The sequence below is a fragment of the Caulobacter sp. genome (genome assembly GCF_035254145.1).
Taxonomy (GTDB): domain Bacteria; phylum Pseudomonadota; class Alphaproteobacteria; order Caulobacterales; family Caulobacteraceae; genus Caulobacter.
The window spans coordinates 1-9,688 of the sequence record NZ_DATFAV010000112.1; the positions used below are offsets into that span (position 1 = coordinate 1).

The following is a 9,688-nucleotide window of genomic DNA, read 5'->3' on the forward strand; positions in this document are numbered from 1 at the left end:
CGTGGCGGATCCTGCCGGAAGTGGGAACCGATCCCCGCTATCCGGAGCTTAGCCTTCGCGACGCCGAAGCGGTGGCCTATTGGGACGCGACGCACGGCTAAAGAAGTCTCCCTCTCCCATAGGGAGAGGGGTAGGGGTGAGGGGCTAAACCGTCAGCCGGCGAAACCCCTCACCTCCCGCCGCTTCGCGGCGGGTCCCTCCTCTCCCCATGGGAGAGGATTTCGAAGAGGGGATGACCGCCTTTGAAAATCACCCGCCTCGGCTGGACCGCCTACGCCGTCGCCATCGCCACTCTGGTTGTGGATCAGATCTCCAAGGTCTGGATCCTCGGCCTGCTCGGTCGCGAGCAGGGCTCATCCCTGCCGCTGCTCGGCCCGCTGCACCTGACCATGGTCCACAACTACGGCATGAGCTTTGGCCTGCTGCGCGGGACCGACTGGGGCCGCTGGCTGCTGACCGGCTTTTCGATCGTCGTGGTGATCGGCCTGGCGTTCTGGGCGCGGAGGGGGCGAAAGTTGCTGCCGGCCCTGGGCGTGGGCATGATCATCGGCGGCGCGATCGGCAACAACCTGATCGACCGGGTGCTGTACGGCTATGTCGTCGACTTCATCGACGTCTCGCGGCTGCACTTCCCCTGGGTGTTCAACGTGGCCGACTCGGGCATCTCGATCGGCGTGGCGCTGCTGCTGCTGGACAGCTTCCTCTCCGAAGAGAGCAAACTGTCGCACCAGACAGAGTAGTTTCGGCCGAATGACGCCGCAATCGCGTGGGACATTGGCGCCCGCGCGATGATGTCGTATCGAGAGCGTCCGAATTTTCGGCCGGGGGCCGGCCTGCTGGAGCATGGTTTGATGAGTTTCAATCGGGTCGCGACCGTGAGCGCCCTGACCGTCGTGGCCGCCATCGGTCTGGCCGGCTGCACCTCGACCAAGAAGGCCCTGGGGATGAGCAAGGTCGTCCCCGACGAATTCCGCGTCGTCAGCAAGGCTCCGTTGGCCGTGCCGCCCGACTACGCCCTGCGCCCGCCGGCGCCCGGCGAGCCGCGCCCGCAGGAGCTGCAGCCCGAAAGCGCCGCTCGCGCCGCCTTGATCGGCCAGAGCAACGCCGCCGGCCGCTCGGAAGGCGAGAAGCTGCTGGTGTCCCGCGCCGGCACGGACAAGGCCGACCCGCTGATCCGCTTCGTCGTCGACGACGAGAACGGCGACCTGGCCCACAAGGACGAGAGCTTCGCCAGCAAGGTGATGTTCTGGAAGAAGGGTCAGGCCAAGACCAACGTCGCCACGGCCGCCGAATCCGGCGCCAACGCCCCGCTGGAAGTCGACGCCGCCGCCGAGGAGGCTCGCCTGAAAAAGTTGATGGGCACGGGCGGCGTGGTCATCAGCCGCGAAAAGAAGTCGGGCATCAAGCTGCCGGGCCTCTAGGGCTGGACTTAGAGCTGAAATTCGAACGGCCCGGAGCCTCACGGTTCCGGGCCGTTTTCGTTTTGGGCCGTGGGTGAGGATGAGGTTGGAGCGTCCGCTGGGGGTGGCTAGCGGACAAAATCCTCCCCCTAACGGGGGAGGTGTCGGCGAAGCCGACGGAGGGGGAAGAAGCCGGATATCCCGCACTTCCCCCTCCGGCCTTCGGCCTCCTTCCCCTCTAGGGGGAGGATTTTCCACCGTCCGACCAGGCTCGAAAGCCGACATCTCCTCTCCCGTAGCCCGCCCCTATTCCGGCGCGACCACCGTGAAGCCCTTGGCGCGCAGGCGGTCCAGCACGCCGCCCTCGGTCAGCAGCGAGCGCAATTCGATCACGGCCACGGCCTTGCCGGGCTTTTTCAGGGCCGCGGTGATCGCGCCCACCGCGTCGTCCTCGCCGTCCTTGAACTGGCGGGCGATCCAGGGCGTGGAGGCCAGGCACCGCTGATAGCCGCGCTCGGCCGAGACGACCTCGCGCACCTGGCCCTCGGCCCACTGGTCGGCGGTCTCGCGGACGCTGGCCAGGCCGTTCTCGGCCTGCTTGAGGCCGGCGTCCAGGCACAGCTCCTGCAGCGGCTGGGGCGCCTCGGCCAGCGACTTGACCATGCCGATCAGGTCGTAGTCGTCCAGCTTCTTGATCCGGGGCTGGACCTTGAGATCCTTGCTCTTGGCCAGGTCGCGGATGCGGTCGGTCAGGCTCCCCACGGTAATGGAGACCCCGCTACCCCGATCGTTGGCGACGACGAAGCCCGCCAGCGCCGGCTTGAGGTCATCGTGTTCGCTCGTCGGCTTCCCCCGGGCCGCCAGATGCCGCTCCAGCCGCGCGCGCAGGTCGGGCGGCAGGGTCTCGCGCATCGGCTTGCCCATCATGAATTGCTTGCCGCGCCCGGGGATCAGGGCCAGCAGGCTCAAGATCCGGACCTCCGGCTCCTGGCCGATGATCAGCACATTGGCCCCATCCAGGCGACGACGCAGCACCGAGTCGTCGAAGTCCAGCTTGTTGGGCGCGAAGGCCGGCACGCCCATCACATAGACCGTTGTGTCGGCGTCGGTGATCTTCCACCAGGCCGGGCCGGGCAGGCGGGCGTTGACGATCAGTTCCTCGACCAGATTGGCCTGGCTGTCGACGGGCGTCAGGTCGACAGGCTTGGTCTGATGGATCGACACCTCGTTCTTGCCCTGGGCTTGCGCGAGCGCGGACCCGCCGCACAGTAGACAAAGCGCCAGGCCAGCGGCGGCGAAACGGATCAGCGTCACTATCTTGAGTTCCTCGAACGGCGGCGGAATCGAGCTAAGGTCCTCGATCTCCCGTCGTTGGCTGATCGGCGTCCGTCCGGTCAACTTAAGGAGTTGCAATGTCGGTCCCGCCTTTCTTCGGAGAGGAGGCTGGCCTGCTTCGTTGAAAGTCCGCTTGATGCCGATCCGCCGCCTGCCGCCCGAGACCGTCAACCGCATCGCCGCCGGCGAGGTGGTCGAACGGCCCGCGAGCGCCATCAAGGAGCTGGTCGACAACGCCATCGACGCGGGCGCCAGCCGGATCGAGGTCGAGGCCCACGGCGGTGGCCTGACCCGCATCCTGGTGGCCGACGACGGCTGCGGCCTGTCGGCCGAGGAGCTGCCCGTGGCCATCGAGCGCCACGCGACCTCCAAGCTGGCCCCCGACGCGGACGGCCTCTGGGATCTCCTGCGCATCCACACCATGGGCTTCCGGGGCGAGGCCTTGCCGTCCATCGGCTCGGTGGCGCGCCTCCAGATCAGCTCGCGCGCCAAGGGCCAGGCCGACGCCCATTCGATCCTGGTCGAGGGCGGTCAGGTCGGCGAGGTCTCCCCAGCCGCCTTCCCCGGCCCGCACGGGGCGCGGATCGAGGTGCGGGATCTGTTTTACGCGACTCCGGCCCGTCTCAAGTTCATGAAGTCCGAGCGCGCCGAGGCGCTGGCGATCACCGAGGAGATCAAGCGCCAGGCCATGGCCAATGAGAGCGTCGGCTTCTCGCTGGACATCGACGGCCGCCGTGTCCTGCGCCTGCCGCCCGAGCATCCGGGACCGCAAGGCCGCCTGGCGCGCCTGGCCGCCGTGCTGGGCCGCGAGTTCCAGGAGAACGCCATCGAGATAGACCAGGTCCGCGACGGCGTGCGGCTTTCGGGCTTCGCGGGCCTGCCGACCTACAACCGCGGCAACGCCGCTCACCAGTATCTGTTCGTCAACGGCCGGCCGGTGCGCGACCGGCTGCTGCAAGGCGCCCTGCGCGCGGCCTATGCCGATTTCCTGGCCCGGGATCGCCACCCGACGGCGGCGCTCTATGTCACGCTCGACACCGCCGAGGTCGACGTCAACGTCCACCCGGCCAAGGCCGAGGTGCGCTTCCGCGATCCGGCCCTGGTGCGCGGCCTGATCGTCGGGGCCCTGCGGCACGCCCTGGCGGGCGCCGGCCATCGCGCCTCGACCACCGTCGCCGCCCAGGCCCTGGACAGCATCCGCGCCCAGCAGAGCCCGTTCCCGGGCTATCCGCCGCAGTATCAGCCGGGCCCCTCCGCGGCCGGCTTCTCGGCCTGGCGCGAGGGCGGTTGGGCGCCGCCGACCCAGCGGCCGATGGACCTGCCGGGCTTGAACGAGGTGTCGGCGCGGGTCGAACCCAGCTTCGGCGGCGAACTGGCCGAGGTGGTGCGCGAGGCCTATGCGAGCGTCGCCTTCGAGGACCGCCCGAGCCCCGACTATCCGACGGCCGCCGCGCCGTTCGACCCGGTCGACTTCCCGCTGGGCGCGGCGCGGGCCCAGGTGCACGAGACCTACATCGTCGCCCAGACTCGCGACGGCATGGTCATCGTCGACCAGCACGCCGCCCACGAGCGCCTGGTCTATGAGCGCATGAAGGGCGAGATGGCCGCCGGCGGCGTGGCCCGCCAGACCCTGCTGCTGCCCGAGGTGGTCGATCTGGACCCCGCCGAGGCCGAGCGCGTCGTCGCTCGCGCCGAGGAGCTGGCCAGCCTGGGCCTGGTGATCGAGAGCTTCGGCCCCGGCGCGGTGCTGGTGCGCGAGACCCCCGCCCTGCTGGGCAAGACCGACGCGGCCGCCCTGGTGCGCGACATCGCCGACGACCTGGCCGAGAACGGCGCGGCCCTGGCCCTGAAGGAACGGCTGGAGGAAGTCTGCTCGACCATGGCCTGTCACGGCAGCGTCCGCGCCGGCCGCCGCCTGAACGGCGCCGAGATGAACGCCCTGCTGCGCGAGATGGAGGCCACCCCCCACTCGGGCCAGTGCAACCACGGCCGCCCGACCTATGTCGAGCTAAAGCTGGCCGATATCGAGAAGCTGTTCGGGCGGCGCTGAGCTACGGCTGTCAGGCCGCCTGCCCCAGGGCGACCGGCGCGCCCTCGGCGGCGGCGACGGGCTTGTCCATCAGGTCGGTGACGCCCAGGCCCTGGATGCGGACGACGCCGCCGGCCTGGCAGGCCTCCAGCTCGGCGCGCGAGGACACTCCGGCCATGCATTGCATGACGCCCTTGCCGGCGTAGGAGGCCTTGCGCTCGACGAACTTGAGGATGTTGGCCAGGCGGTCGCGTTCGGTCTCGCCCGACAGCACCAGGGTGACGCTGTCGACCAGCTCCGGCGGCAGGCCGTGGATCGGGAAGGTGGGATCATCGACGCGCAGGTCCATGAAGGCGAAGCTGCCCTTCAGGAAGGCCCGCATCTGCTGCAGCATGCCCAGCGAGGCTTCGCGCGGCGTCCCGTAGATCGTGGCGACCAGACGCGGCTGCTGGTCCAGCGGATAGCGCGACAGGCGGCTCTTGTAGGCCTCCTGCGCCGACGGCGTCGTCAGGTTCCAGAAGCCGAAGGGCACGTGGATCTCGCCGAAGGCCGAACCCTTCAACACCGCCTGGGCGTCGGTCAGGCAGGCCAGGTCGCGCTTGAGGAGCTTGTCGTCCTCCTCGGGCGGCGGCTCGACGAGATCGGCCCGCATCCCGATCAGGGAGCCGGCGAAGGCGTTGGCGGAGAGATCATAGACGCCCCACCAGCCGGTCTGCGGCGGAGGCGGCGGGGGCGGCGGCTTGGGCGCGGCGACCTTGACGCTCTTGGCGGCCGCCGGCTTGGCCTGCGGGCCCTCCTTTGCGGGCGCCGCCTCGGCGACCTCTTGCGGAGCGCCTTCGGGCGGGATCGATTGGGGGGGCGGATCGGACACGACGGGCGCGGGCAGCGGCTCGCTCTTCTCGGCGGCCAGGGCCTTGGCTTCCTGGCGGGTGCTAGGCACCGACTCCACGGCGTCGGCCGTGATCACGTGCACCCGGCCCGCCGCGCCGCCGTAACCCTTGCCGGCGACCAGGCCAGCCAGATCCTTTTGCGACAGGCTGGCGAACTTCAGGACCGCCGTCTCGTCGCCCTCGAAGGTCATCAGGCAGACTTGCCCGCCCTTGCGGCCCGGGAACAGCACCTGCTCCAGCTCGGCGGCCAGCTCCTGCATCTCGGCGGGATCGAGCGACTCCACGCGATTGTCGGCCAGGACGAAGGCCAGGGGCGCGACGGCGCCGCACTTGCGCGGCGCGCGCCAGCGCGCCTTCAGGAAGGCGTCGGCCACAGCCTGCGCCTTCGACCGGGGCACTTCGCCGGGCTGGTTCTCGCCAGCGGCGTTAAACAGGATTCGCAAGCAGGCGATGGCCGTCATGGTTGCAACACTAGGTGGGATTCCTCGCCAATTCGTTAGGGGCGCGCATTTGGCGAAATTCGCCGCCCAGGCCCGCGCTAGGCGCCGAGGGGCAGCTCGGCGAACGGCAGCTCCTGCTCGGCCACGGGCGCGGCGAACAGGCCGCTGACGATCGGTCCCTTGACGGTCTGGGCGCCCATGCGGCGCGCCAACTCCAGTTCGCGGGCGGTGCGCACGCCGGACAGGCCCTGGCGGAGACGGCGTCCGACATAATTGGCGCGCTCCGACAGGAAGCGGTGGATCTTCATCAGTCGCGTCTTCTCGTCCTCGCCCTCCAGCTGCAGGACAACACCGTGGGCGAGGCCCTCCGGCAGCGCCTGGCAATGAAAGCCGGGGTCGATCACCCGCAGGTCGACCCGGGCGAAGTTGGGCAGGACAAGATCGCGCAGGGGCGCGACCGCCGAGAAGGGCAGATCGCGCGGCACGTCGTAGACGACCGCCGCCATCCGCGCCCGCAGCGCGTCCGGCAAGGCGGAGAACCGGGCCTGATAGGCTTCGCGCATCCCCGAGCGCGCCACGCTCCATATCCGGACCGTGACCCGGACCTTCAGGCTGGGCGAGCCTTCCAGCGCCGCGATGGCGCGGTCGAAGGCTATCAGGTCCTGCTCGGCGAACTCGGCGTCGTCCTGCGGCTCGGCGACGCCCGGCTTTCGGACGACCTGGATCTCCGAGCTCTCGAATCTCTGGTTGGCCAGGGTGTAGACGCCGCGCCAGCCCAGCTGGATCTCCGCATGCGCCTCGACCTTGGGCTTGGCCGCGGCCGTGCGAGGCGTGGAGCCCCACGGCGCCAGTTCGCTCACCGCGTCGCGCCGGATCAGCCGCGTGCGGCCCGGCGTCGGCGGCGGATCGCCGGCGCGCATCGCCAGGAGATCCTCTTCAGACAGGCTCGAAAAGCGCAGGACGTGCTCCTCGTCGCCCTCGAAGGTAAGCATGCACAGGTCGTCTCGGCCCTCGACGCCGAACAGCCGCAGCTGCAGCTCGGTCGCCATGTTGCGCAGCTCTTCGCCGTCCAGAGACGTGGCGTTGGGATCGACCAGCACATAGGCGCCGGGCGCCACGCGGCCATAGCGGCGCGGCGGCGGCCAGTGCGCTTCGATATAGGCCGACGAAACCCTGTCGATCTTGGCGGGCGTGACGCCTTCCACGGACGTCTCGCGCGCGCCGTGCTCAATGCAGATTCGAAGACAAGCCATCCCGCCCATGGGACGGGATTGAGCGCTTCTAGTATTGAGAAATGCTTGTCGACGTTATTTCCGCGTCAACTTGACACGCGTTTCAGACAAACGCCTCGGACAACCTGAAATCCAGGCGTTGGCGAACGCCGGGCCAGTCATAATCGGTGATCGAGAAGACCGCCGTGTCGCGGATGTGGCCGGTCCAGGTGACCTTGTGGTTGCGCAGCACGCCTTCCTTGGTGGCGCCCAGCTTCTGGACCGCGGCCTGGCTGCGGGCGTTGCGGACGTCGACATTGAACTCGACGCGGATGGCGTCCGCCTTCTCGAAGGCGTGAGCCAGCAGCAGCCGCTTGCTCTCCGGGTTCACCGGACCCGAACGCGCCTCGGGATTGAGGAAGGTCGAGCCGATCTCAAGCCCACCGTGCAGACGGCGGATGTTCAGGTAGCTGGAGGTGCCGACCACCTTGCCGTCGGCCAGGCGCCGGATGGCGAAGCCGATCCGCTCGCCCCGATCGGTCTCGCCCTGCAGCGCGCCCCAGAAGTCGTCGAAGCCCTCGCCGCAGCCATTGACCGACATGATCTCCCAGCTGTCGGGATCGCAGTCGATCGCGGCCTTCAGCGCATCGCGGTGATCGATGGTCACGGGCTCGAGCCGGACGTGGCGGCCCTGCAGGATGTCGGCGGTCAGGTTCAGCATGGTCGCTGTTGTCCGTCAGGACGGGCGCGGTGACAACCCGGGCCGGCCAAGTTACCGCCGCCTTCGGCAAGCTGCCCGCTTGCCCCGCGCGTCAGGTCGGTCTACAACCACTTCAAACAACTGTTTGACATAAGCCGAGCGGGCAGAGGGAACGCCATGGACTTCGACATCTCCCCCAAGCAACGCGCCTTCCTGGATCGCGTCACCGCGTTCATGGACGAGCACGTCTATCCTGCGATCCCGGCCTACGAGGCCGAGATGAACGTCCTGGGCGCCGAGCGCTGGAAGGTCGTTCAGGTGCTGGAAGAGCTGAAGAAGAAGGCCAAGGCGGCCGGCCTGTGGAACTTCTTCATGCCGCCGCACAGCGGCCAGACCCACGTCGACGACACTTTCCAGTTCGAAGGCGAGCAGCTGACCAACCTGGAATACAGCCTGATCGCCGAGCAGATGGGCAAGGTCGGCTTCGCCTCGGAGGTCTTCAACTGCTCCGCGCCCGACACCGGCAACATGGAAGTGCTGATGCGCTACGGCACGCTGGCGCAGAAGGAGCGCTGGCTGCGCCCGCTGATGAACGGCGAGATTCGCTCGGCCTTCCTGATGACCGAGCCGGCGGTGGCCAGTTCGGACGCCACCAACATCGAGACCCGCATCGAGCGCGACGGCGACCACTATGTGATCAACGGCCGCAAGTGGTGGTCCTCGGGCGTGGGCGATCCGCGCTGCAAGGTGGCGATCGTGATGGGCAAGACCGATCCGGCGGCCGCCACCCACAGCCAACAGAGCCAGGTGCTGGTGCCGCTGGACGCGCCGGGCATCGAGATCGTCCGCATGCTGCCGGTGTTCGGCTATGACGACGCCCCGCACGGCCACGCCGAGGTGATCCTGAAGGACGTCCGCGTGCCGATCGAGGACGCCCTGCTGCTGGGCGAGGGCCGCGGCTTCGAGATCGCCCAGGGTCGCCTGGGCCCCGGCCGCATCCACCACTGCATGCGCACGATCGGCGCGGCCGAGGTGGCGCTGGAGAAGATGGTCAAGCGCCTGATGAGTCGGAAAGCGTTCGGCAAGTACATCTCCGACCACTCGGTCTGGGAGCAGCGCATCGCCGAGGCCCGCATCGACATCGAAATGTGCCGCCTGCTCTGCCTGAAGGCCTCGGACATGATGGACAAGGCCGGCAACAAGTCGGCGCGCCTCGAGATCGCGATGATCAAGGTCGCCGCGCCCCGCATCGCCCTGAAGGTGATCGACGACGCCATCCAGGCCCACGGCGGCGCCGGGGTGACCACCGACTTCGGCCTGGCCAAGCTGTATGCCGGCATCCGCACCCTGCGCCTGGCCGACGGTCCGGACGAGGTGCACTGCCGCACCATCGCCCGCATGGAAATGTCGAAGTACGGCGACCTGGCCTACAAGCAGAAGGTGGAACGCGAAGCCGCCCGGCAGGTCCCGGGGATTCGGTAGCTCTCAAATCCCCCCCCTAGCGGGGGAGGTGTCGGCTCGAAGAGACGACGGAGGGGGAAGAGGCAGGCTCACCGGCGCTTCCCCTACCGGCCTTCGGCCACCTCCCCCGCTAGGGGGAGGATTAGTTCACGCTTAAGGCCGCTGCAGCACCAGCGTCGCCCAGGCGTCGCGGTGGATGCGGCTGACGACCTTGAAGCCGCG

Annotated in this window: 9 protein-coding genes and 1 pseudogene; 5 read left to right on the top strand and 5 right to left on the bottom strand. The window is 68.9% G+C overall.

The features are described from left to right. From VJ655_RS21035 to VJ655_RS06405, 3 genes are all read left to right on the top strand, one after another. The coding region (locus VJ655_RS21035) for a hypothetical protein (protein WP_414646948.1) at positions 1–101 on the top strand (101 nt) is incomplete at its 5' end. 141 nt (positions 102–242) lie between these two features. After that, complete coding sequence (lspA, locus tag VJ655_RS06400) at positions 243–740, top strand: signal peptidase II (protein WP_324110233.1); 498 nt, start codon at positions 243–245, stop codon at positions 738–740. 111 nt (positions 741–851) lie between these two features. Next, on the top strand, positions 852–1,421 hold the full coding sequence (locus tag VJ655_RS06405) for a DUF3035 domain-containing protein (protein WP_324110234.1): 570 nt from the start codon (positions 852–854) through the stop codon (positions 1,419–1,421). Positions 1,422–1,706: 285 nt separating this feature from the next. Here VJ655_RS06405 and VJ655_RS06415 read toward each other — a convergent pair. After that, a pseudogene (locus VJ655_RS06415) lies at positions 1,707–2,755 on the bottom strand (TraB/GumN family protein); the annotation flags it as partial. Positions 2,756–2,871: 116 nt separating this feature from the next. On the opposite strand from VJ655_RS06415, the gene mutL reads away from it, so the two are divergent. Next, positions 2,872–4,785, top strand: coding sequence for a DNA mismatch repair endonuclease MutL (gene mutL / locus VJ655_RS06420; protein WP_324110239.1), 1,914 nt, complete (start codon positions 2,872–2,874; stop codon positions 4,783–4,785). Positions 4,786–4,795: 10 nt separating this feature from the next. Here mutL and VJ655_RS06425 read toward each other — a convergent pair whose 3' ends face one another. The 3 genes from VJ655_RS06425 to VJ655_RS06435 all read right to left on the bottom strand — a co-directional run bounded on the left by VJ655_RS06425 (position 4,796) and on the right by VJ655_RS06435 (position 8,026). Further along, entirely contained in the window at positions 4,796–6,115 is a 1,320-nt protein-coding gene (locus tag VJ655_RS06425; protein ID WP_324110235.1) for a hypothetical protein, read from the bottom strand. Between the two features lie 77 nt (positions 6,116–6,192). Then, positions 6,193–7,299: a hypothetical protein gene (locus tag VJ655_RS06430; protein ID WP_324110236.1), complete on the bottom strand. Its 1,107-nt coding sequence runs from the start codon at positions 7,297–7,299 to the stop codon at positions 6,193–6,195. Between the two features lie 130 nt (positions 7,300–7,429). Beyond that, complete coding sequence (locus VJ655_RS06435) at positions 7,430–8,026, bottom strand: GNAT family protein (protein WP_324110237.1); 597 nt, start codon at positions 8,024–8,026, stop codon at positions 7,430–7,432. Positions 8,027–8,182: 156 nt separating this feature from the next. On the opposite strand from VJ655_RS06435, the gene VJ655_RS06440 reads away from it, so the two are divergent. Then, positions 8,183–9,487 carry an acyl-CoA dehydrogenase family protein gene (locus VJ655_RS06440; protein WP_324110238.1) on the top strand — a complete coding sequence of 435 codons (1,305 nt, stop codon included), beginning with the start codon at positions 8,183–8,185 and terminating at the stop codon, positions 9,485–9,487. A gap of 132 nt (positions 9,488–9,619) precedes the next feature. Here VJ655_RS06440 and VJ655_RS06450 read toward each other — a convergent pair. Next, a partial coding sequence (locus VJ655_RS06450; RefSeq protein ID WP_324110240.1) for a hypothetical protein occupies positions 9,620–9,688 on the bottom strand: 69 nt, incomplete at its 5' end.